Source organism: Spongiimicrobium sp. 3-5 (genome assembly GCF_046557915.1).
Lineage (GTDB): Bacteria > Bacteroidota > Bacteroidia > Flavobacteriales > Flavobacteriaceae > JBHEBG01.
Window position 1 is genome coordinate 308,320 of record NZ_JBHEBG010000002.1, and the last position, 18,649, is coordinate 326,968.

General features: G+C 41.1%; 24 protein-coding genes. 15 read left to right on the plus strand and 9 right to left on the minus strand.

Annotated features, from left to right (window positions below; all coding sequences use genetic code 11):
• Positions 1-8: 8 nt before the first annotated feature.
• The 6 genes from ACEQ81_RS09485 to ACEQ81_RS09510 all read right to left on the minus strand — a co-directional run bounded on the left by ACEQ81_RS09485 (position 9) and on the right by ACEQ81_RS09510 (position 4,584).
• Positions 9-857: a substrate-binding domain-containing protein gene (locus ACEQ81_RS09485; RefSeq protein ID WP_411030642.1), complete on the minus strand. Its 849-nt coding sequence runs from the start codon at positions 855-857 to the stop codon at positions 9-11.
• 45 nt (positions 858-902) lie between these two features.
• Entirely contained in the window at positions 903-1,772 is an 870-nt protein-coding gene (locus ACEQ81_RS09490) for a nucleoside phosphorylase (RefSeq protein WP_411030643.1), read from the minus strand.
• 1 nt (position 1,773) lies between these two features.
• On the minus strand, positions 1,774-2,706 hold the full coding sequence (locus ACEQ81_RS09495; protein WP_411030644.1) for a DUF1835 domain-containing protein: 933 nt from the start codon (positions 2,704-2,706) through the stop codon (positions 1,774-1,776).
• Positions 2,707-2,781: 75 nt separating this feature from the next.
• Positions 2,782-3,111, minus strand: coding sequence for a translation initiation factor (locus tag ACEQ81_RS09500; RefSeq protein ID WP_411030645.1), 330 nt, complete (start codon positions 3,109-3,111; stop codon positions 2,782-2,784).
• 19 nt (positions 3,112-3,130) lie between these two features.
• Complete coding sequence (locus tag ACEQ81_RS09505; RefSeq protein WP_411030646.1) at positions 3,131-3,577, minus strand: hypothetical protein; 447 nt, start codon at positions 3,575-3,577, stop codon at positions 3,131-3,133.
• Positions 3,578-3,633: 56 nt separating this feature from the next.
• Positions 3,634-4,584, minus strand: coding sequence for an isopenicillin N synthase family dioxygenase (locus tag ACEQ81_RS09510; protein ID WP_411030647.1), 951 nt, complete (start codon positions 4,582-4,584; stop codon positions 3,634-3,636).
• Between the two features lie 144 nt (positions 4,585-4,728).
• Here ACEQ81_RS09510 and ACEQ81_RS09515 point away from each other — a divergent pair, with 144 nt between their 5' ends.
• The 11 genes from ACEQ81_RS09515 (at position 4,729) to ACEQ81_RS09565 (ending at position 14,236) form a co-directional block, all read left to right on the plus strand.
• Positions 4,729-6,705 (plus strand): thiamine pyrophosphate-dependent enzyme, encoded by a 1,977-nt coding sequence (locus tag ACEQ81_RS09515; protein WP_411030648.1) that lies wholly within the window; start codon positions 4,729-4,731, stop codon positions 6,703-6,705.
• 95 nt (positions 6,706-6,800) lie between these two features.
• Positions 6,801-7,283 (plus strand): lipocalin family protein, encoded by a 483-nt coding sequence (locus tag ACEQ81_RS09520; protein WP_411030649.1) that lies wholly within the window; start codon positions 6,801-6,803, stop codon positions 7,281-7,283.
• Positions 7,284-7,291: 8 nt separating this feature from the next.
• Positions 7,292-7,966, plus strand: coding sequence for an OmpA family protein (locus ACEQ81_RS09525; RefSeq protein WP_411030650.1), 675 nt, complete (start codon positions 7,292-7,294; stop codon positions 7,964-7,966).
• Positions 7,967-8,048: 82 nt separating this feature from the next.
• On the plus strand, positions 8,049-9,179 hold the full coding sequence (locus tag ACEQ81_RS09530) for an NAD(P)/FAD-dependent oxidoreductase (RefSeq protein ID WP_411030651.1): 1,131 nt from the start codon (positions 8,049-8,051) through the stop codon (positions 9,177-9,179).
• Positions 9,176-9,901, plus strand: a complete 726-nt coding sequence (locus ACEQ81_RS09535; protein WP_411030652.1) for a methyltransferase domain-containing protein — start codon at positions 9,176-9,178, stop codon at positions 9,899-9,901. Before ACEQ81_RS09530 ends, ACEQ81_RS09535 begins: the two co-directional genes overlap by 4 nt.
• Positions 9,894-10,949, plus strand: a complete 1,056-nt coding sequence (locus ACEQ81_RS09540; RefSeq protein WP_411030653.1) for a type III polyketide synthase — start codon at positions 9,894-9,896, stop codon at positions 10,947-10,949. Before ACEQ81_RS09535 ends, ACEQ81_RS09540 begins: the two co-directional genes overlap by 8 nt.
• Before the next feature lie 33 nt (positions 10,950-10,982).
• On the plus strand, positions 10,983-11,789 hold the full coding sequence (locus ACEQ81_RS09545; RefSeq protein WP_411030654.1) for an SDR family oxidoreductase: 807 nt from the start codon (positions 10,983-10,985) through the stop codon (positions 11,787-11,789).
• A gap of 24 nt (positions 11,790-11,813) precedes the next feature.
• Entirely contained in the window at positions 11,814-12,260 is a 447-nt protein-coding gene (locus ACEQ81_RS09550) for a 3-hydroxyacyl-ACP dehydratase FabZ family protein (RefSeq protein ID WP_411030655.1), read from the plus strand.
• Entirely contained in the window at positions 12,253-13,527 is a 1,275-nt protein-coding gene (locus ACEQ81_RS09555) for a beta-ketoacyl-[acyl-carrier-protein] synthase family protein (RefSeq protein ID WP_411030656.1), read from the plus strand. The genes ACEQ81_RS09550 and ACEQ81_RS09555 overlap by 8 nt, the downstream gene beginning before the upstream one ends.
• A 14-nt stretch (positions 13,528-13,541) precedes the next feature.
• The gene (locus tag ACEQ81_RS09560; protein WP_411030657.1) at positions 13,542-13,796 is read left to right on the plus strand and encodes an acyl carrier protein; all 255 of its coding nucleotides are present in this window, start codon (positions 13,542-13,544) and stop codon (positions 13,794-13,796) included.
• A complete protein-coding gene (locus ACEQ81_RS09565) occupies positions 13,793-14,236 on the plus strand; it encodes a hypothetical protein (protein WP_411030658.1) in 444 nt (147 codons plus the stop codon). Before ACEQ81_RS09560 ends, ACEQ81_RS09565 begins: the two co-directional genes overlap by 4 nt.
• A gap of 8 nt (positions 14,237-14,244) precedes the next feature.
• Here ACEQ81_RS09565 and ACEQ81_RS09570 read toward each other — a convergent pair whose 3' ends face one another.
• Positions 14,245-14,754 carry a YceI family protein gene (locus ACEQ81_RS09570; protein WP_411030659.1) on the minus strand — a complete coding sequence of 170 codons (510 nt, stop codon included), beginning with the start codon at positions 14,752-14,754 and terminating at the stop codon, positions 14,245-14,247.
• A gap of 163 nt (positions 14,755-14,917) precedes the next feature.
• On the opposite strand from ACEQ81_RS09570, the gene ACEQ81_RS09575 reads away from it, so the two are divergent.
• The gene (locus tag ACEQ81_RS09575; protein WP_411030660.1) at positions 14,918-15,265 is read left to right on the plus strand and encodes a hypothetical protein; all 348 of its coding nucleotides are present in this window, start codon (positions 14,918-14,920) and stop codon (positions 15,263-15,265) included.
• Positions 15,266-15,284: 19 nt separating this feature from the next.
• Here ACEQ81_RS09575 and ACEQ81_RS09580 read toward each other — a convergent pair whose 3' ends face one another.
• A complete protein-coding gene (locus ACEQ81_RS09580) occupies positions 15,285-15,587 on the minus strand; it encodes an HPF/RaiA family ribosome-associated protein (RefSeq protein ID WP_411030661.1) in 303 nt (100 codons plus the stop codon).
• A gap of 198 nt (positions 15,588-15,785) precedes the next feature.
• Between ACEQ81_RS09580 and ACEQ81_RS09585 the strand changes: the two genes are divergently transcribed.
• Positions 15,786-16,124: a hypothetical protein gene (locus ACEQ81_RS09585; protein WP_411030662.1), complete on the plus strand. Its 339-nt coding sequence runs from the start codon at positions 15,786-15,788 to the stop codon at positions 16,122-16,124.
• Here the strand turns inward: ACEQ81_RS09585 and ACEQ81_RS09590 are convergent.
• The gene (locus ACEQ81_RS09590) at positions 16,121-16,675 is read right to left on the minus strand and encodes a Crp/Fnr family transcriptional regulator (RefSeq protein ID WP_411030663.1); all 555 of its coding nucleotides are present in this window, start codon (positions 16,673-16,675) and stop codon (positions 16,121-16,123) included. The genes ACEQ81_RS09585 and ACEQ81_RS09590 overlap by 4 nt on opposite strands.
• A gap of 85 nt (positions 16,676-16,760) precedes the next feature.
• Here ACEQ81_RS09590 and ACEQ81_RS09595 point away from each other — a divergent pair, with 85 nt between their 5' ends.
• Both ACEQ81_RS09595 and ACEQ81_RS09600 read left to right on the plus strand, forming a co-directional pair.
• The gene (locus tag ACEQ81_RS09595; RefSeq protein ID WP_411030664.1) at positions 16,761-17,351 is read left to right on the plus strand and encodes an HD domain-containing protein; all 591 of its coding nucleotides are present in this window, start codon (positions 16,761-16,763) and stop codon (positions 17,349-17,351) included.
• Positions 17,348-18,532 carry an MFS transporter gene (locus ACEQ81_RS09600; RefSeq protein WP_411030665.1) on the plus strand — a complete coding sequence of 395 codons (1,185 nt, stop codon included), beginning with the start codon at positions 17,348-17,350 and terminating at the stop codon, positions 18,530-18,532. Before ACEQ81_RS09595 ends, ACEQ81_RS09600 begins: the two co-directional genes overlap by 4 nt.
• The last annotated feature ends 117 nt before the right edge of the window (positions 18,533-18,649 follow it).

Here is an 18,649-nt window from a genome sequence, read left to right on the forward strand (position 1 = left end):
CCCCGACCTTAAAGTTTAAGAATTTCCGCGTTGGTAGGTCGCCTATCAATTAACTTTAAGTAAATAAGGGTATCTTTCACTTTTTCAATAGTTTGCAAATTTAATTGAGACTGACTCCATTGTGTTTTCGACAACCAATCTTTAATATCGACCAGTTGTTGCCCATAGCTGTTGGCCAAGGTACGATCTATGCTCGGAATACTTTTAAATTCTTCGGTATAACGGTTAATGACCTCTAAGACATGATTCAATACGCCTGTATTTTCCCTAATGAAGTTGTCGGTGGCCGCAACAACAAAACACGGCCATGGGGTAGGACAATCGCCCAATCTTCTAAATGTGCCATCATCAACCAGGGGCTTGGTAGTAAAATGCTCCCACATAAAATAATCTGCGTCACCTTGGGCAAGTGCTTCCACAGCACCTGCGAGGTTGTTGATCACTCTAAATTCCAACGAATCGGTCTTCCACGATTGATTTTCCGCATTTACGTAAGCCATTAAGTGGCTGCCACTTCCAAAACGACTGATAGCCGCCCTGGTTCCTTCCAGATCTGAAATGGTTTTGTACGTACTTTTGGCATCTACATGTATTCCCCACTGTAGCGGAGATGCAATATACTGCTGTACAATTTTACTAGGATTGCCTTCGGTTATGCTCTTCAGGATGCCCTCGGTAAGGATTATGGCCAAGTCCGTATCGTCCGCTGCAAGCATTTGGCACATTTTTCCTGTACCTTCGGGAATATCTGTCCATTGTAATTTAATACCTCGCTCCTCAAAGGCACCTTCCTCAATGGCCATATGCCACGGAAGGTTAAAATGTTCCGGAACTCCTATAATCTTAACGATTTTCATGCTACAGGTCTGTGGTTTGTGGTTGCTGAATGAGGTATTGCAGATTTAATGGGCAGTAAGTTTATCCAAGGTTAGGCCAATGAGTTTATTCACAGCCTTTTTGGGGTCCTTGGAAAATTCCCCATTGCTTCTATTGGCCAAAATGCAGTTTAAGGAAACAGCGCGGTGACCCATTAATTTGGATAGCCCATAAATGGCTGAGGTCTCCATTTCCAAATTGGTAATTTGTAAGTCGCGATACTTAAAACTAGCAAGTTTTGCATTCAGTTCGCTATCGTCCGTATCCAAACGCAATTTTCTTCCTTGTGGGCCATAGAAGCCCACATTGGTGCCGGTAAAGCCTAGGCGCAGGTCTTCGGAAAGCAATCTTTCGGCCAAGGAACCATTATAACTTACCACATAGGGAATAGATTTGTAAATAGACCAATTGGTATGGTCTATAAATGCCAGCTGTACTTCCGGGTGCTGTATATGTTCGCTTTCATAAAAGTGCAACAAGTTGTCGAAACCAATGGCGTATTGGCTCATCAAAAAAGAATCTACTGGGATATCGGCCTGTATAGCACCCGATGTTCCTATCCTAACAATATCCAAAGTGGTGATGTCGTCTTTTATACTCCTTGTTTCAAAATCTATATTAACCAGGGCGTCCAATTCATTAAGTACAATATCTATATTGTCCGTGCCAATTCCTGTAGATACTACGGAAATACGCTTTCCGTTGAGTGTTCCCGTGTGTGTTATAAATTCGCGCTTACCTTTTTTAAGTTCGATGGTATCAAAATGATCTGAAACGCTTACAACCCTATCGGGATCGCCAACGGTAATAATCGTGTTAGCGATATCTTCTGGTAGTAAATTAAGGTGATAAATGCTGTTATCGGCATTCAGAACAAGTTCCGACGGACCTAGCATGTTATAGTTTTAGTATTCTGTCCGATGCCGTATTGTAGAGGTAGTTGTACTTTAAAGAGCCTCCCAAATAGGCTTCATTGTCGCGTAAACTAGAGTAGTAGTTGCTCTTGCCTTCTAGAATCTCTTTTCCTTTTCTTGTTAACCGTACGGGGCTTAATGAGCTAAAGAGTGGTCTTAGCCGTGCTATGGTTCTTTCGTATTGGGTATCGCCATATCCGTATAGGCCTTGGTTTTTAAGAATTATTCCCAAGAACTCCCTTTTGGACGTTGGTTTTTCGTTTATAGCTAGCTGCAAAACATGATTTTCAATATCGTTCAACCCATTTTTAATGGTAGGGAAGCGCTTTAGGTGGGTAGCCATGGCATCGGCAAGATAGCTGAACTGATAATGTCCATAACTCTTTAATTGTTCTAGGCGAATAGGGCTATCACTACAATACAGTTGCCACACATAGTCAGCAAATTCAACATCGTCTTGCGTTAATACCGTTCTGTTTTCATAAAGATGAAGTAGCTGGGCATCGGTTAATTCACTTAAACCGTACAACCTGTCCGTTTCATCTTCGTTTCCACTGCAGACCAAGGAAATTTCAGCATAAGGGCGGTGTGCCATTAACCAACTGATTACGGCAAGCATATTTATTTGACAAAAAAGATCGTACTCAAACCAGAGTACGATCTTATCTTGCTTTTTATGGTTACATAAGGACCGATACTCCTTTAATGTAAGCTCAATAAATCTAGACTTTGAAATCTTGTAGTTTTTGTTCAGAAATTCGAACCTTGTTTTCCAAAAAGATTCACTACCTACGTTGGTAAGTGTTTTTCCCTCGCATAACATCTCTCTCCATGTAATAATATCTCCTTTTAGTTTCAAGGACTTTAGCTTTGTGGTAAAGCTATCTCCATTAGTAATGTGCAAAAGGGAACTCATGTTGGTTGTTGATTAGGTTTTAAAACCATTAAATGTAATGTTTAATCCAAAATAACAAAAATAATTAACAGAAAACTAGCCCCCAACACGCTTTACTTTAAATCCTTTGGTAACTAATATCTGCATAATTTTCTCTCGGTAATCGCCTTGTACGATTATTTTGTTGTCTTTAAAAGTACCGCCTACACTTAATTTTGTTTTAAGTTCCTTGGCTAGTTTTTTAAAATCTTGCTCTGCTCCGGTATACCCTTCCAAGATGGTTATTGGCTTCCCTTTTCTTTTTTCGTACTTGCAAATTATAGGGGCATCTTGTAACCAAATATCGGTTGTTTCCTCATTTTTTTGAGGCTCGTCTTCCGTAATATGGTCCGGGAAAAGGTTTTTTAATTGATCTTGGAGATCCATAATTACCGTGCATTTAGTGTTATATCTTAGAAACTTTTAGTTGTTTCTCATTTACCAAAACGAAAATCTTATCACCGTATTGCAGGCCATTGACTTTTGGAAGCATCAGTTCTAAGGTAGTTGGCATTTGCACATGCTCTTCCTTGGTCTTGGGATCTGGCATATAAATTAGCCCTTCATAAGCTTCATTCTTATAAAACAAGGTGATATCAAAGAAATAAAAATTCTCCGGAGCTATATGATCGGACCAGTTTACCTGTTCAAAAAAATGCTTTGGATTGCCAATTTTATAGGAGTAGGGGGTAATATCCACATTTAAGGTTCCCTTAAAATATGAGGTTAAGTCTAGCCCCCTGGCTTCAAAATGCGGCAATTGTTGGGAAATGGTGCCTTTAGGATACCGTTGGTCTCCATTTTTGCCGGAAGCCACACCAAAACCGGGAATTACTTTAGCCTGTATTTTCATAAGGTTCCTAGATAATTTTTTAATAGGTCTCCATATAAATCAAAAAACATCGATTTTTAACCCTTAACCAGTCCAAGCTCAATTAAACGTTCGTGCAAAAAAGCTCCTGCAGTGGTGTCCTCATATAATTTTGGGTGTTCCGCGTCCACGCAGTCTTCCAAACAATTAAGGGACATTTCGCTAATCGGATGCATAAAAAATGGGATGGAATAGCGCGAGGTCCCCCATAGCTCTTTTGGTGGGTTAACCACCTGGTGTATGGTAGACTTAAGTTTGTTATTGGTAAGCCTAGAAAGCATATCGCCAACGTTGATCATTAATTGGTCTGGCCTTGCAATGGCATCTACCCATTCACCTTTATGGTTTTTTACCTGCAATCCTTTGCCGTGGGCGCCCATTAAAAGAGTAATTAAATTTATATCGCCATGGGCAGCCGCACGAACGGCATTTTTGGGTTCGGATGTAATTGGTGGGTAATGGATGGGCCTTAAAATGGAATTGCCATTTTTTATGTAGGCGTCAAAATAAGTTTCCTCCAGATCTAAATGCAAGGCCAGTGCCCGTAGAACATATTTGGCGGTCTTTTCCAACATTTTATAAGTCTCCTTACCTACGACATTAAATTTGGCAAGTTCATTCACCATTACATTTTCGGGATATTCGGCCTGCAGTTTGGGATCATTTTCCACATACTGTCCAAAATGCCAGAATTCCTTTAAATCCCCTTCCTTTCTACCTTTTGCATGTTCTTTTCCAAAAGAAGTATAGCCCCGTTGCCCTCCAATACCTTCAATCTCATATTTGTCCTTTGTTTCTTGGGGTAGATTAAAAAACTGTTTAATCTCTTCGTACAGGTCGGCTACCAGTTGATCCGATAAAAAATGTCCGCCCAAGGCCACAAAGCCGATATCTTCAAAGGCACTGCCGATTTCCTTAATAAATTTTTCCTTTCTATTTGCATCTCCGGAAATGAAATCCTGAAGATCTACGCTTGGTATACCGCTCATCTTTTTAATTTAAAAGTGATATTCAAATTTAATAAAATAAAAGCTTTCAAAATCTTAAAAATAATACACGGAAGACCATCGTTTTCTTCGCTCCATTTTTGCTATTTTTACGCCCAGTTTTGAACTAAGGGATAATCACCTGTTATGCAATATAAAAGCGAAAATATAGATAAAGATACCCAGCTTGCCCTTTATAAAGCGATGTTGAAACCTCGACTTATTGAGGAAAAAATGTTGATTCTTCTTCGGCAGGGCAAAATATCCAAATGGTTCAGTGGTATTGGCCAAGAAGCTATTTCTGTTGGTGTGGCCAGTGCTTTAAACTCGGAAGAATATATTTTGCCGATGCACCGTAATTTGGGTGTTTTTACTACCCGTAACATTCCTTTGTACCGGCTTTTTAGTCAGTGGCAGGGCAAAGCAAGTGGCTTTACTAACGGTAGGGATAGGAGCTTTCATTTTGGGACGCAGGAGTATAAGATTATAGGCATGATCTCGCATTTGGGACCACAGCTGGGCGTTGCCGATGGTATAGCCCTGGCGGACCTGCTTCAAAAAAAACAACAGGTTACCGCCGTGTTTACCGGGGAGGGCGGAACTAGTGAGGGCGATTTTCATGAGGCCCTTAACGTGGCGGCCGTATGGGACCTGCCAGTGCTTTTTTGTATAGAAAACAATGGATATGGACTTTCCACACCTACCAACGAACAGTACCGCTGCAGGCATTTGGCCGATCGTGGTATTGGGTATGGTATGGAATCTTATATGATAGATGGCAACAACATTTTGGAAGTATACTCCAAGGTAGATGCGTTATGTAAAAGTATACGTAAAAATCCTCGCCCTGTTTTGCTGGAGTTTAAAACGTTTCGCATGCGGGGGCACGAAGAAGCTAGTGGCACCAAATATGTTCCCGAGGAGCTTATGCGCCAATGGGCCCAAAAAGATCCTATCCAAAACTATCAGGAATATTTAGTATCCGAAGATATTTTGACGGAAGAGGCAATAAAAAGTCTAAGACAGGAAATTGAGGAGGAAATTAATGAAAATTTACAAAAGGCCTTTAGTGAGGAGGAAATTGAATTAGTTGAAACTAAAGAATTAAATGATGTTTATAAAGATTTTGATTATCAAGATTTTAAACCAAGCAATGAAGTAGCCAATATCCGCTTAGTGGATGCCATTTCCGAAGGTTTAAAACAGTCTATGGAGCGGCATAACAAGCTAGTGATAATGGGGCAAGACATTGCGGATTATGGAGGGGTCTTTAAAATCACTGAAGGTTTTGTTGCCGCTTTTGGCAAGGAACGTGTTAGAAATACGCCCATATGTGAGTCCGCTATAGTTTCAGCCGCTATGGGACTATCCATAAACGGAATGAAAGCGGTTATGGAAATGCAATTTGCCGATTTTGTGAGCAGTGGATTTAATCCTGTTGTCAACTATTTGGCGAAGGCACACTACCGATGGGGAGAAAACGCCGACGTGGTAGTGCGTATGCCTTGCGGTGGTGGCGTGGGTGCCGGTCCTTTTCATTCCCAGACCAATGAAGCATGGTTTACCAAAACACCGGGTCTTAAAGTCGTTTACCCTGCCTTTCCTTATGACGCAAAAGGTTTATTGGCAACAGCTATCAACGATCCCAACCCAGTGCTGTTCTTTGAGCATAAGCAGTTGTACCGAAGCATATACCAAGATGTTCCTAAAGATTACTATACTTTACCTATGGGTAAGGCCAGTCTATTAAAGACTGGATCGGACATCACCGTAGTTTCTTATGGGGCGGGCGTTCATTGGGCGTTAAAGACGTTGGAAGACAAGCCGCAAGTGGAAGCAGATCTCTTGGATCTACGTACGTTACAGCCGTTGGATATAGAAGCCATTTATACATCGGTAAAGAAAACGGGGAAGCTCATTATTCTGCAAGAAGACAGTCTTTTTGGCGGCATTGCGAGTGATATATCCGCTTTGGTTATGGAGAACTGTTTTGAACACCTGGACGCCCCGGTAAAAAGGGTTGCCAGCCTAGAGACCCCTATTCCTTTTGCCAAAAAACTTGAAAATAACTACCTGCCCAAGGAACGTTTTGAGCAAGAACTTATGGCCTTATTAAACTATTGATCTATATTACACCGCATATATTTTAACAAAATAATAACAAACCCTGCACATTAAATATTTCTTACGAACGTATATAGTTAAAACAAATGAACATTATGATGAAAAAATGGTTTTTGTTGCTTTCGGCAACAGTATTCTTGGCAGCTTCCTGCTCGGTCTCAAAATCTGCCCGTGGGCAGCGAAATTTACTTAGCGGTACCTGGTCGCTGAACGATATTTCGTATGAGAACAATACAGGTAATTTTAAGTCGGTTATCTTTAATGATGCAGAGGACATCTGTTTCGAAGGCAGTGAGTGGTTTTTTAGGGACAACAACAGTACAGGTAGGTATACAATACAGAACAGCACCCTTTGTAGTGGAGGAGATCGCTACATTCGCTGGTCCGTCGTAGAACGTGCCGAAAGCTATAATAGTCAGCTTCAATTTAAATTTATAGATGATAAAAGGAAGGACGTTTCCGGATTGGGTTATCGTCTTACCATTGCCAATCTTACAGAAACGGCCATGACATTAAAATCTAACGTTTCTGTAGACGGCGAGCCCCTTACCATAGTTTATCAATTCACTAAAAAATAATACACTAAATGAAAAATATAATTTTTAAAGGAACATCTATCCTAATGGTATTTGCTATGATTGCCAGTTGCAATACGGTAAAAAATGCCAATAATACGCAAAAAGGTGCTGCAATAGGCGCTGTGGGAGGAGCTGTAATTGGTGGATTACTTAGCAAGAAAACGGCAGTAGGAGCAATAATCGGTGGTGTAGTCGGTGGAGCGGCCGGTGGTTATATAGGTAATAGAATGGACCGACAGGCAGAGCGCATAGAATCTGAAGTTCCGGGTGCAGAAGTTACCCGCGTAGGTGAAGGAATCAACGTTACCTTCGATGAAAACAGCGGCGTTTATTTTGATACCAACAAAGCGGAAATAAAAGGAACTGCAGCAACCACATTGCAGCGTTTGGCCGGTGTTTTTAAAGAGTATCCAAATTCCAATATATTGGTTGAAGGGCATACCGACAGCTCTGGTAGCGATACCTATAACATGACGCTCTCCCAAAAAAGGGCAGAGGCGGTTACCAGCTACCTTGCCAGTCAAGGAGTTTCCATAGGACGTTTCGATACCAAATGGTATGGTGAGAGTCAACCTCGTGAGGACAATGGTACTCCAGAGGGAAGGGCCAAAAACCGAAGGGTAGAATTGGCCATTGTGGCTAATGAAACGCTTAAACAAGAAGCCATTTCCAAGACCAATTAACAGAGAAATAGTTGCTTACACAATACAAAAACCCCCAGCTGTCTGCTGGGGGTTTTTGGTTAAGAATATGTATCTTCCAACAATGAACGGATACGACGTTATAGTAGTTGGAGGAGGGTTGGCCGGACTAACGGCGGCCGTGCACTTGGCAAGCGAAGACTATAACATTTTGGTACTGGAAAAGCAACCCTATCCTCATCATAAGGTCTGTGGAGAATATGTCTCCAATGAAGTAAACGCCTATTTAGACCATCTAGGAATATCGTTGGCCCAAAATAAAGCCATAGCTATAGATACCTTACAACTATCTACAAGAAAAGGCCATATGCTTTATACAAAACTACCACTTGGAGGAAGGGGTATTAGCCGTTTTACTTTCGATAATTTACTCTACCAAAAGGCTTTGGCCAACAAGGTGTCCTTTGTTTTTGAAACGGTTACCGACATCTCTTTTAACGAAGAGATGTTTACCATAACTACTAAAGCAGGAAATAGCTTTAAATCCCCGATCGCTATAGGAGCTTATGGAAAAAGAAGCCAGTTAGACAAGAAAATGGAACGACGGTTTACACAGGTTAAATCGTCTTGGTTGGCGGTAAAAGCACATTATAGATATAACGATTTTCCAGAAAACGTAGTGGCACTGCACAATTTTAGGGGCGGGTATGCCGGACTCAGTAAAACAGAGACGCAAGCAGTTAATTTTTGCTATTTAGCCTCTTATAAAAGTTTTAAACCCAGTGGTAACATAGATCAATTTAATGAGAAAGTAGTTTCTCAAAACCCTTTCTTGGCATCCTTTCTTAAAAATGCCGAACCAATTTTTGCACAACCGTTGAGCATTGCCCAAGTGTCTTTCTATCCTAAGCGTATTATTGAGCATCATGTTTTAATGTGTGGAGATACCGCAGGGCTCATTCACCCTTTATGTGGAAATGGTATGGCCATTGCCATCCATAGTGCCAAAATACTGGCAGAACATATCATTATGTTTCTTAAAACTCCCAGCTATGGCAGAGGGCAACTGGAAAGAGATTATCAACGCGTCTGGAATTCAACATTTAGAGCGCGCCTTCGGACAGGTAGGCAATTGCAAGCCTTGCTTTTGAACAACGGTTTAAGTAGCCTGGCCATGGGTTCTGTTGCCAAATCTCCATGGCTGTTGGACCGATTGATCCGTAAAACACATGGAAAACCCATTATGTTCCAATGAATTTCAAAACCCGCAATACCGAATCGGAATTAATGGACGATCCCAATCTGGACGAACCTTCCTTACTGAAGGTTTTAAAGGATATCAACACCTCCAACAAATTACTGGGGGGGACAAAGATTACCTTACGAGCCATGTTAAAATTAATGGATGAAAACCCCCGTGAGGTCTACACCGTCGTAGATATGGGTTGTGGAGATGGGGAGATGCTTAGGGAGGCGGCCCTACTTTGCAGAGAAAAAAAACATAAGGCAAATTTGGTAGGAATAGATTTAAGCAATGCTGCGATTAAAATAGCAAAAGAGCGATCTTCAGGGTTTCCGGAAATAACATTTTTGCAACAAGACATTTTAACACTTAACACCAGTACTTTTGTATGCGATATTCTGCTGTGCACGCTTACCATGCATCATTTTAGCAACCAACAGATTCCAGTATTCCTTACAAAATTTGGCAAACTCGCAAGAATAGGGACAATAGTGAACGATTTGCAAAGAAGTAGCCTTGCTTATGCTCTTTTTAAGGCGTTTAGTGCTATTTTTATAAAAACAAAAATTGCGAAGCACGATGGATTAGTATCTATCCAAAGTGGTTTTACCAAGAAAGAATTAGTGGTCTTTTCCAAGGGTCTGCAACATTTGCAGCACGCTGTACATTGGAAATGGGCCTTTCGATATCTCTGGGTGATAACACCCCCAGCAACGGACTATGCAAATGAATGAGGTTAGCATAACAACAGTGGCCAAACAATTGCCCCAGTATAGTAGACGAACAAAAGATATTTTACCTTTTGTAGATACTTGGCTTGCTGATATGGAAGATCGATTTAGACGTAAAGTCGTTAAAATTTTTGAAGGTGCCGCAGTTGACACCAGATATGGCATAATGGACATAGAGGAAGTCTTTACGGCTACTTCCTTCGAGGCCAAAAATGCCATATACGTTAGAGAAGTTAAAAAACTAGGAAAGCAAGTCTTGGAAAAGGCGCTCCATCAAAACAATTGGTCCGCGGATTCGTTAGATTATATTATTACCGTAAGCTGTACCGGTATCATGATACCTTCACTAGATGCTTATTTGATAAACGATTTAGGGCTGCGAGAAGATATTGTGCGGCTACCGGTAACTGAAATGGGTTGTGCGGCCGGAGTTTCGGGATTGATATATGCCAATAATTTCCTTAGATCAAATCCCGGCAAAAGAGCCGCAGTGGTAGCGGTAGAGAGCCCTACAGCTACTTTTCAGCTAAATGATTACTCCATGGCCAATATGGTAAGCGCCGCTATTTTTGGCGATGGGGCCGCGTGTGTATTATTATCATCGGAAAAGGAAGCAAAAGGCCCCAAAATACTAGGGGCCCAAATGTACCACTATAAAGACGCTACCCATCTTATGGGTTTTGATCTCACCAATCATGGCCTTAAGATGATATTGGATCCTTCGGTACCAGAAGCGATAGCCGATTCCTTTCCCAAAATTGTTCATCCTTTTTTGGAAAAGCATGGTACGTCCATAAAGCAGGTGAATCATTTAATTTTTCATCCTGGAGGCAAAAAAATAGTACAGACCGTGGAAGAACTCTTCGGTAAAATGGGCAAGGATATAGATGATACAAGGGAAATCTTGCGTCGCTATGGCAATATGAGCAGCGCTACGGTTCTATATGTATTGGAGCGTTTTCTGGAAAAGGATATCAAGAGTGGGGAGCAGGGACTATTGCTCAGTTTTGGCCCTGGGTTTTCCGCACAACGGGTTTTACTGAAATGGTAGTGGTAAAGTGTTTAAATTTGATAGCATTGTTAAATGAATAGTACCAAAAGCATAGCCGTAGCTAAAAATGTCTGGGCCTTAATACTGGGAGGTAGCCATGGCATTGGTCTTGCCACTGCCAAAAAGCTGGCCGCGGAAGGATTTAATATCTGTATTGTTCATAGGGATAGAAGGTCTGATTTAGAAGTAGTTAATAGAAATTTTAAAGAAATTACTTTAAGTGCAATAAAATTTAAGAGCTACAATATAGATGCGGTTAATCCCTTAAAAAGAAAGGAGCTTATTCAAGACATAAAAACGTGCTTGTTGCCAAATGAAAAAATAGGAGTGCTTGTGCATAGTATTGCCAAAGGCAATCTAAAACCAATGCTATCCGATAAGGAAAAGGAATTGGATAATCAGGATTTTCATCTAACCTTGGATGCGATGGCCCTTAGTCTGTATGATTGGACCAAGGCCTTAATAGTCAATGCACTTTTTGCCGAAGACACCCGGATAATCTCATTTACCAGTGAAGGAAATAGTAAGGCGTGGGCCAATTATGGCGCCGTGTCCGTGGCCAAAGCAGCTCTGGAGGCGCTTATGCGCAATATGGCTCTAGAGTTTGCACCCCTAGGTATTAAGGTGAACTGTATACAGGCCGGAATAACGGATACCCGTTCGTTTAAAATGATTCCTGGAAGTAACAAACTAAAGGAAAATGCGCTGATAAGAAACCCCAATCTAAGATTAACCAAACCCAAAGACATTGCCAATGTGGTATATCTGCTATGCCGCAAGGAAGCGCAGTGGATTACCGGTACCGTAATTAAGGTAGATGGGGGCGAGAGCCTTCGATAACCAAAGAGAAGACTTAAGGAACCTATGGACAAAACATTTGATAACATCATAGAGAAACTTCCCTATACAAGTCCCTTTTTGTTTGTAGATAGGCTTGTGCACATAGATGAGGATGGGGTAATGGGCAACTATACTTTTTCTGGAGATTTGGATTTTTATAAAGGCCATTTTAAAGACAATCCCATCACACCCGGGGCAATACTTACAGAATGTTGTGCCCAAATCGGCGTAGTTTGCTTGGGTCTGTTTTTATTGGGTGATAAAACCGATGATGTAAAAATTGCGCTAAGCAGTTCGGAAATGGAGTTTTACAAAGCTGTATACCCCGAAGAAACCGTCTGGGTCCGTTCCACAAAAAAATATTTTAGGTTTAATAAATTGAAATGTGAAGTAAAAATGTTCAATGCCAAAGAAGAATTGGTCTGCAAAGGCATAATTGCCGGCATGCTTAAATCCCATACCGATGCATAAACGAGTGGTAGTAACGGGTCTTGGTGTTTGTGCCCCCAATGGGGTAGGTTTGGAGGATTTTACAAAATCTTTGAAGGAAGGCACAAGTGGAATACGGTTTATACCCCGGTTGAAGGCACTTGGTTTTGGGTGTCAGATCGCAGGAGAACCAAAACCTACCGATGAGCTTATAGATAATTACTTTACACCCTTGCAATTAAAAGGTCTTAATGCCAGCGGTCTTGTGTACGGGGTTATTGCGGGTACCGACGCTTGGAAAGATGCCGGTTTGTCCTTAGACCCAAAAGCCCCACCCCGATGGGATAGTGGAATTGTTTTTGGTACGGGAATCCTTGGTGTGGATAAATTTAGAGAGGCCATTCATTTGGTAGATGATGGTAAGGTGCGGAGGTTGGGAAGCACTGCAGTGATACAGACCATGGCAAGCGGAATAAGCGCTTACTTAGGCGGAATTTTGGGTTGTGGCAATCAGGTTACCACCAACTCATCGGCCTGTACCACGGGAACCGAAGGTATCTTAATGGCTTATGATCGGATAGCATCGGGAAAGGCCAATATAATGTTGACAGGTAGCTGTAGTGATAGCGGGCCCTACGTTTGGGGTGGGTTTGATGCCATGAGGATCTTGCCAAGAAAATATAACGGGCACCCCAAAGATGCAAGTAGACCCATGAGTGCAACAGCATCGGGTTTTGTTCCGGGCAGTGGGGCAGGAGCCTTGGTCTTGGAGTCTTTGGAAAGTGCCGAGAAGCGCGGGGCACGGATATATGCAGAAGTTCTCGGTGGTGCCGTCAACAGTGGTGGACAAAGGGGAGGGGGTAGCATGACCGCCCCAAATAACGAAGCCGTACAGCGCTGCATTACCCAAGCGATTAAAGCATCGGGAATTAAAGCATCGGAAATAGATACCATAAACGGACATTTAACCGCTACTTCTAAAGATCCTATCGAAATAGAAAATTGGAGCAAAGCCTTGGATCGCAAGGGGACAGACTTTCCCTATGTCAATTCCTTTAAAGGTTTGATTGGGCACTGCTTAGCCGCTGCAGGTAGTATTGAATGTGTGGGCGCCATATTACAGTTTAAAACGCATCTGTTATTTGGGAATGTCAACTGCGAAGACCTGCATCCAGAAATTCTTGGTATTGCGGGTAAATCAAAAATTCCCACCAAGACCATAACGTATACCCCAAAAATAATAGCCAAGGCAAGCTTTGGCTTTGGTGATGTTAATGCTTGTGTTATTTTTAAGGGCTATTACGACTGATTTTAAAAACTGCCATGAAGAAAGACCATTATCAAAAATTGAAGGATATTATTAGTACTTACCTACCGGAAGATGTTGATGCCGATCAAATTTCAACAGAGAGCCATTTTATAAATGAGCTCAATATCAATTCGGCCAATTTGGTAGATATTGTCCTTGATGTTGAGGATGCTTTCGATATTTTATTGGAAAATGAAGATATGGACAATATGCTGACTGTAAACGATGCGTTGGTGATCATTGACAACAAACTGGCGGAAAAACCATGACGGCATTTCGGAACTTTTTGAAGTGGGCCAAGGCAAAACTGAAAGTTGACAAGCGTTTGATAGGAATCTACTGCGTTATATATTTTTTATGGGGCAGTGGTATGGATTGGTTTGGGGCTCAGGTAGAGATTGCAAGATTTACCTATTGGTGGCAAGTGATAACGGTTTACGTACTTTATATGGTCCCAATTTCACTATTGCTTCGTAAGCTCCCTTTTCATACGCAATATGCATATGGACTTATTGCCATGTGTTTGTTGGAATTTTCGGGCTATGCCCTTAAAACTTCCTATGCCTATCCCAATAATTTACTCGACATGTTTTTTGGAATCCGGAATTTTAGTCTGGGAATGTCCTTATTTTTTGCGCTTTATTTCCCCTTGGGGAATTGGTTGGTAGGAAAGATCTATGCAGGTTTGTTCAATGGTAAGCATCCCTGATCAATAGGTTATTGCTGTGTAAAAGTTAGACTTACCCTTACCAGATTGTCTTCGCGTTTCTTTTTAATATTGATACCAAAATCCGAGGAGTACAAAGAGGTGGTACCCATCCATTGATTGTTTTCTCTACTAAAGGCAATGTCAATTGTCTTGGTGGTCTTTTTTATGGTAAGCTGCCCGGTTATGATAATTTTATCACCTTGGAGTTTTACCGTGTCGCTTTTAAAATGAATTGTAGGGTACTTGTCCTTATCAAAATATTTCCTTCCCTTAATACTCCAATCCCTAAGAAAAATACCAGTTTTTATGGTTTCTACCCGTACGGACCCTTCAAAATTGGAACCAGAAATATTGTCCAAATCGATAACAGAATTGGATTGAAATCCGCCGATATGCCCATCAACGTCTTTTGAGACAAAAACAAAGCTAACCGAAGCGTCTTTTAATATCGCGGTTTTCTGTGCGATTAAACAAGTAGAAAAAAAGAAAATACTAAAAAAGAAGTACAACGGTTTCATAGCAAATGGAACAGGTTTGTAATGCTTCAAAGTTAGCTGAAATACCAATACCGATGAAACCCTTAAAAAAAACGTTTAAAAACCTGTATTCTCATTTTTTGGTCTATGAACTTGTAATAAAATGGACTACTTTGCACGGGAACATTATATTTACGGGACGCAAATGAAAAATCCAAAATTATTTGTGGTTTGCCTTGGGGTGGTATGGTTTTGTTTTGGAAAACTTCATTCCCAGACAACCGATTATACTTCCACAGCTGAAACACTGACTACCAAACGCACGCTAATGGAGCGCTACGAACCAGATATGGTACTTACGCCTAAAGAACGGGAGCAGCTTAAGAAAAAAAGATTGGCCGCCATTAAAAAAGGGCGAGAAACGTTGGATACCATGGACATATCTCAACGCAAACGCCGTAAGCTCATCAAAGCGCTTTATTTGAAACCATTTTCCAACCGTTTAAACAGGGCTATAGCTGCCACGGGTACAGAAGAGGACGAAGAATATTAAAATGTCTAGCTTATCGTGGTTAATAGGATTTCATTTTCTCCTTGCGCTTTCTCAATTGCCTTTCCAAGTCGCCCAACGATTCCGCAAGAGCTGCTTCAAAACCGGCGCTATTGCCCTCCGCAAAAAGTCTTGGCCCCGGCAGACTAAGTCGTATACTACAAATCATACCCGTTTTTGGGGAGGAGGTATTTTCTGTTTTCCAAAGGACATCCGCACGTATGATAAAGTGATATTTATCAAATAATTTGCCTAGTTTTTTAGCTGCAAGAATTTCCAATCGGTTGCTGGCCGCAACCCCATCATATTCAAAATTAATATTCATAAACCACTATTTTTATTAAGGTAGAAAACGGTGCTTTAATATCCAAATTATAAACCTTAAACTAAATGCTAATTTTAGGAAAACAAAATGTTAAAGTCTGATATTGGGGTGATTAGATTTAGTTTTTATAAAGGATTATTCTTAACTTATAAGTGCGAGAATAAAGTTTCGCCCCCTATAACCCAAAATCTATCTTTAATGAAAACGTCAGACCTAGACCAGCAGTTTGCCCAAGAGGTAGATAGCAATAGCTATATTTTACGTTTGGAACGCAATAGTAAAGATCTTGCGCAAATGCGGAATAAACTGAATTCGTATTTATGCGAACCTAAGACCTACACCTTGTTCGAACGTTTTGAAACCCTCTGCTCACAGGTAGAACGATTAACTCATGCAAATATGGAAATACAGCTGTCCCTAAAAAAACACAAACGCTTAATGAAAAAGCAGGTGCAACGGGTTACAGAACAGTTGTCCGAGTTTCAAAAGTTAGAAAAGAATGTGTCGGACTATATGTCTGGTGCTCGAAACTGTTAAACTCCTTTTAGAATCCTGTTAAGGGTTCGGATGGTTATGCCCAAATAATTGGCCAGGTCTTTTTTGGCTATTACTTCCGTCAATTGTGGAAACTGTTTTTTAAGCCTTTGAAAATTAGCTAAGCCCGTATGCGATTGATGGTAGGCATGCCTTAATGCAGTGTAGTTTATTTTATTGGCCATGGCCATAAGAATCAGTTGATTGAATTTTTTATCGGTATCCAACAAATGTCTAAAACTGTCTAGCGATATTTGATAAACCGACGCATCCGTAATAGTCTCTATACAACAAAAACTTGGTGTGCCATTAATTATTTCTATCTCTCCAAAAATTTCCCCCGGCCCAAAAAACTCTTGGATAAAATCTTTTCCCGTATCTTCAGTTTGATAGCATTTGGCAATACCTTCACTAAGGACGTATGCGGAAAAAATGTTTTTCCCCTGCATAATTATTTGCTGCTCTGGTTTAAAGCTTAACTTGCTAACAAAGCGCGCATCCTTGGCATGTAGCCGGCGCATGTAACCCAACAATTCCTTATTGATTCTTATCATTTTATGCGCTTGGGACAAATGTCCTTTCTAATGGTAAAGGGTAGCGGTTTCTTTGCAATCATAACTTCTATAAAATTGTAACCTTATGGCTATGGTGCGTCTCACAGAGCAGATCCATTTCATAAAAGAAATAGATAAAGTTAAATACATTAAGCGTAAAACAAAACTTTTCCATAGTGATAGGCACGAAAATGACGCGGAGCATAGTTGGCACCTGGCCCTTATGGCCATGGTTTTAGCAGAACATGCAAGTACCTCCATAGACCTGTTAAAAGTGATAAAAATGGTATTGATCCACGATATCGTTGAAATTGATACGGGAGACATCTTCCTTTTCGATTTGGACAAGCAACATTCCAATACGGAAGAAGAATTAAAAGCCGCAAAACGCATATTTGGCAAGCTTCCACAAAAACAAGCGCTAGAATTTATCTACATTTGGCAAGAATTTGAGGCAGGTGTTTCTAACGAAGCCAAATTTGCAAAGGCATTGGATAGATTTCAACCCGTACTACAAAACCTAAGCAACCAAGGAGGCACTTGGACGGAGTACGATGTGGCCTACGAAACAATTTTGGAAAAACTGGCACCTATTTTAACCGGATCCGAAACGCTTTGGGAGTATACCGAAAGAGAAATTGAAACCAGTATAAGGGAAGGCACCTTAAAACAATGAACGTACTTAAGAAACGTATAGCTAAATCCACACACCCAATTTACAATCTACGATTTGGCATGGTGTGTTTGGGATCGCTGCTGTTCTCCACTAGTTTTAATATGCTTATCCCAGAACTGCCAGCTTATCTTAGTAGTCTTGGTGGCGCGGAATACAAAGGACTTATTATTTCTTTATTTACATTAACGGCAGGTATATCGCGGCCTTTCAGCGGTAGGCTTACAGATACAATTGGACGTGTTCCCGTAATGCTTATTGGAGCAGTAGTTTGCCTAATGAGCGGTTTTCTATATCCGGTTTTGGGAACAGTTTCGGGCTTTCTGTTATTGCGCTTGGTCCACGGTTTTTCTACAGGTTTTACACCAACGGCCCTAGCTGCCTATGTTGCGGATATAATACCCAAAGGACGCTGGGGAGAGGCCATGGGGTTGCAAGGTCTTTTTTTTAGTACAGGTTTTGCCATTGGTCCGGCCATTGGAAGTTTCATAACCCTATCCTATTCGTTTAACATCCTGTTTTACGCCTCTTCGCTTTTTGCCTTTATGGGCATGCTTATCTTTTTTCAAATGAAGGAAACCTTGCCTAACAGACAACGATTTACTTTGGCAAGCCTTAAAATTTCAAAAAGGGATATCATTGCTCCAGAGGTGCTTCCGGCCGCTATAGTAATGTTCTTGTCCTACATTGGTTTTGGGGTTATCCTTACGCTGATTCCCGATTGGAGTGGCCATCTAGGAACACCCAACAAGGGTTTGTTTTTTATCGTCTTTACCATAGCCTCCCTTACCATTCGCTTTGTTGCGGGCAGAGCTTCGGACAAGTATGGCAGAGAACTTATAATAAACATAGGGCTTTTTGCACTGGTATTGGGGCTAGCGGGCATCGGCTATGCAACCACACTAACGCATCTCTTATTTGCAGCCGCCGCTTATGGTTTGGCCATGGGCATATTATCACCGGCCATAAATGCATGGACCATTGATCTGAGCCATCCCGATTATAGGGGAAAAGCAATGGCAACCATGTATATTGCCTTAGAAGCAGGGATAGGCCTCGGCGCTTTTATTTCTGGCTGGTACTATCAGGACGATATATTTAAAATGCCCGTCATTATGTATGCTTCGGCCTTTATAGGATTTATGGGGCTAATCTATATGATCTTTCGTAAAAGGCAAACCTAACTTAAACCACCACAGCACAACTTTCTTGTGTTTTTTGATCATTGATGCATGTGTGCCTATATGGTACGCGAATTTTTAACAAATCCCTGTGGTATTTAAAGTTTCTTACGTATTTTT

Excerpts from the sequence above, each read along its gene's own strand:
- ACEQ81_RS09570 (WP_411030659.1), bottom strand. The coding sequence starts at position 14,754 with ATGAAACCGTTGTACTTCTTTTTTAGTATTTTCTTTTTTTCTACTTGT.
- ACEQ81_RS09515 (WP_411030648.1), top strand. The coding sequence starts at position 4,729 with ATGCAATATAAAAGCGAAAATATAGATAAAGATACCCAGCTTGCCCTT.
- ACEQ81_RS09555 (WP_411030656.1), top strand. The coding sequence starts at position 12,253 with ATGCATAAACGAGTGGTAGTAACGGGTCTTGGTGTTTGTGCCCCCAAT.
- ACEQ81_RS09520 (WP_411030649.1), top strand. The coding sequence starts at position 6,801 with ATGATGAAAAAATGGTTTTTGTTGCTTTCGGCAACAGTATTCTTGGCA.
- ACEQ81_RS09560 (WP_411030657.1), top strand. The coding sequence starts at position 13,542 with ATGAAGAAAGACCATTATCAAAAATTGAAGGATATTATTAGTACTTAC.
- ACEQ81_RS09510 (WP_411030647.1), bottom strand. The coding sequence starts at position 4,584 with ATGAGCGGTATACCAAGCGTAGATCTTCAGGATTTCATTTCCGGAGAT.
- ACEQ81_RS09490 (WP_411030643.1), bottom strand. The coding sequence starts at position 1,772 with ATGCTAGGTCCGTCGGAACTTGTTCTGAATGCCGATAACAGCATTTAT.
- ACEQ81_RS09545 (WP_411030654.1), top strand. The coding sequence starts at position 10,983 with ATGAATAGTACCAAAAGCATAGCCGTAGCTAAAAATGTCTGGGCCTTA.
- ACEQ81_RS09600 (WP_411030665.1), top strand. The coding sequence starts at position 17,348 with ATGAACGTACTTAAGAAACGTATAGCTAAATCCACACACCCAATTTAC.
- ACEQ81_RS09590 (WP_411030663.1), bottom strand. The coding sequence starts at position 16,675 with ATGATAAGAATCAATAAGGAATTGTTGGGTTACATGCGCCGGCTACAT.
- ACEQ81_RS09595 (WP_411030664.1), top strand. The coding sequence starts at position 16,761 with ATGGCTATGGTGCGTCTCACAGAGCAGATCCATTTCATAAAAGAAATA.
- ACEQ81_RS09580 (WP_411030661.1), bottom strand. The coding sequence starts at position 15,587 with ATGAATATTAATTTTGAATATGATGGGGTTGCGGCCAGCAACCGATTG.
- ACEQ81_RS09575 (WP_411030660.1), top strand. The coding sequence starts at position 14,918 with ATGAAAAATCCAAAATTATTTGTGGTTTGCCTTGGGGTGGTATGGTTT.
- ACEQ81_RS09495 (WP_411030644.1), bottom strand. The coding sequence starts at position 2,706 with ATGAGTTCCCTTTTGCACATTACTAATGGAGATAGCTTTACCACAAAG.
- ACEQ81_RS09540 (WP_411030653.1), top strand. The coding sequence starts at position 9,894 with ATGAATGAGGTTAGCATAACAACAGTGGCCAAACAATTGCCCCAGTAT.
- ACEQ81_RS09565 (WP_411030658.1), top strand. The coding sequence starts at position 13,793 with ATGACGGCATTTCGGAACTTTTTGAAGTGGGCCAAGGCAAAACTGAAA.
- ACEQ81_RS09500 (WP_411030645.1), bottom strand. The coding sequence starts at position 3,111 with ATGGATCTCCAAGATCAATTAAAAAACCTTTTCCCGGACCATATTACG.
- ACEQ81_RS09550 (WP_411030655.1), top strand. The coding sequence starts at position 11,814 with ATGGACAAAACATTTGATAACATCATAGAGAAACTTCCCTATACAAGT.
- ACEQ81_RS09505 (WP_411030646.1), bottom strand. The coding sequence starts at position 3,577 with ATGAAAATACAGGCTAAAGTAATTCCCGGTTTTGGTGTGGCTTCCGGC.
- ACEQ81_RS09525 (WP_411030650.1), top strand. The coding sequence starts at position 7,292 with ATGAAAAATATAATTTTTAAAGGAACATCTATCCTAATGGTATTTGCT.
- ACEQ81_RS09585 (WP_411030662.1), top strand. The coding sequence starts at position 15,786 with ATGAAAACGTCAGACCTAGACCAGCAGTTTGCCCAAGAGGTAGATAGC.
- ACEQ81_RS09535 (WP_411030652.1), top strand. The coding sequence starts at position 9,176 with ATGAATTTCAAAACCCGCAATACCGAATCGGAATTAATGGACGATCCC.
- ACEQ81_RS09485 (WP_411030642.1), bottom strand. The coding sequence starts at position 857 with ATGAAAATCGTTAAGATTATAGGAGTTCCGGAACATTTTAACCTTCCG.
- ACEQ81_RS09530 (WP_411030651.1), top strand. The coding sequence starts at position 8,049 with ATGAACGGATACGACGTTATAGTAGTTGGAGGAGGGTTGGCCGGACTA.